This window comes from Gilliamella sp. Bif1-4, from assembly GCF_001690535.1.
GTDB lineage: Bacteria > Pseudomonadota > Gammaproteobacteria > Enterobacterales > Orbaceae > Gilliamella > Gilliamella bombi.
Genome location: NZ_LZHC01000048.1, coordinates 1 through 1,741, shown reverse-complemented (window position 1 = coordinate 1,741; position 1,741 = coordinate 1). Strand labels below are relative to the sequence as shown.

Genomic DNA, 1,741 nt, shown 5'->3' with positions numbered 1-1,741 from the left:
ACAATATGAAAAAGATAATAACAATTTCCCTAATCTGTTTTTTTGCTTGGGTATCAAACAGCCAACCCACTTTCGCTGAAGCAAAAAACAAAGACAAAAAAATACAAATAATCAACAAATTAAAACAACAAAATATCGTTCCAGGTAAAATTTATTTTCAACATGATTTTATGCTTTTCCTTGATAATGAAGACAGTTACCCTGAAAAAAATTTATTTTCATCACTTGTTGGTCTAGAAACCAAACCAAGAATGTATAGAGAGGGGATTCAAAGTATTGCACAGGTGAAATTAAATAAAAACTATCAATATAATGATGTATGGCAACGTAAGCGAAATATTATTGAAATAATGTATCCAACAGACTCTTTTCAATCACTAGAGGATGGTATCTATTTTTATACGCTAGATGAACATAAGCAATTACATCAGCAAGCTTCATTTGAAGAGGTATTTGAGTTACCTTGTTATTTGAGAGTTGAAAAAAAACACGGCATTGTAGTCAGTATTCAAAAAAGACCTTTAGCATTAATTAGTCATTATACCTATGATTACTGGCCAAATAATAATATAAAGCAGTTTAATATAGAAAAATACGATAATAATCATAATATTATTTATACCTCTGAAATTGAGTTTAATGAAAATACGGGACTCATGACTAAAGCGATTAAAAAAAATATCAAAACAGGACGTTATTTGATTGAGTCTTATATTAGACAAGATGATATCTATGAAATTGATGATTATTTTGATGGAAAAGGAATCAAAACCAATCATGTAATTCGTCATGACGATTCAAACCGTGTAGAAAATCAAATATTAAATAAAGATGGCAAAGTGATTAAAACTAAACGTTGGGAGCCGGAAGAAATCTTTGATTTTGAAAAAGATTTAGACGAGCCTTATCCGTACAATAAATTCAAATGCCATAAGCGATGCGATATTTTTGATTTGTAAGCCTAATTAAATTAATGTACCTTACTGACTATTTAGAAAAAACCAAAACAATATGAAAAAGATAATAACAATTTCCCTAATCTGTTTTTTTGCTTGGGTATCAAACAGCCAACCCACTTTCGCTGAAGCAAAAAACAAAGACAAAAAAATACAAATAATCAACAAATTAAAACAACAAAATATCGTTCCAGGTAAAATTTATTTTCAACATGATTTTATGCTTTTCCTTGATAATGAAGACAGTTACCCTGAAAAAAATTTATTTTCATCACTTGTTGGTCTAGAAACCAAACCAAGAATGTATAGAGAGGGGATTCAAAGTATTGCACAGGTGAAATTAAATAAAAACTATCAATATAATGATGTATGGCAACGTAAGCGAAATATTATTGAAATAATGTATCCAACAGACTCTTTTCAATCACTAGAGGATGGTATCTATTTTTATACGCTAGATGAACATAAGCAATTACATCAGCAAGCTTCATTTGAAGAGGTATTTGAGTTACCTTGTTATTTGAGAGTTGAAAAAAAACACGGCATTGTAGTCAGTATTCAAAAAAGACCTTTAGCATTAATTAGTCATTATACCTATGATTACTGGCCAAATAATAATATAAAGCAGTTTAATATAGAAAAATACGATAATAATCATAATATTATTTATACCTCTGAAATTGAGTTTAATGAAAATACGGGACTCATGACTAAAGCGATTAAAAAAAATATCAAAACAGGACGTTATTTGATTGAGTCTTATATTAGACAAGATGATATCTATG

General features: G+C 28.8%; 2 protein-coding genes. Both read left to right on the top strand.

Going from position 1 to position 1,741, the window contains the following annotated elements; translation table 11 throughout:
• The coding region (locus A9G25_RS12840) for a hypothetical protein (protein WP_176701094.1) at positions 1–959 on the top strand (959 nt) is incomplete at its 5' end.
• Between the two features lie 52 nt (positions 960–1,011).
• Positions 1,012–1,741, top strand: a 730-nt coding sequence (locus A9G25_RS07475) for a hypothetical protein (protein ID WP_141675047.1), incomplete at its 3' end; no start/stop codon positions are given.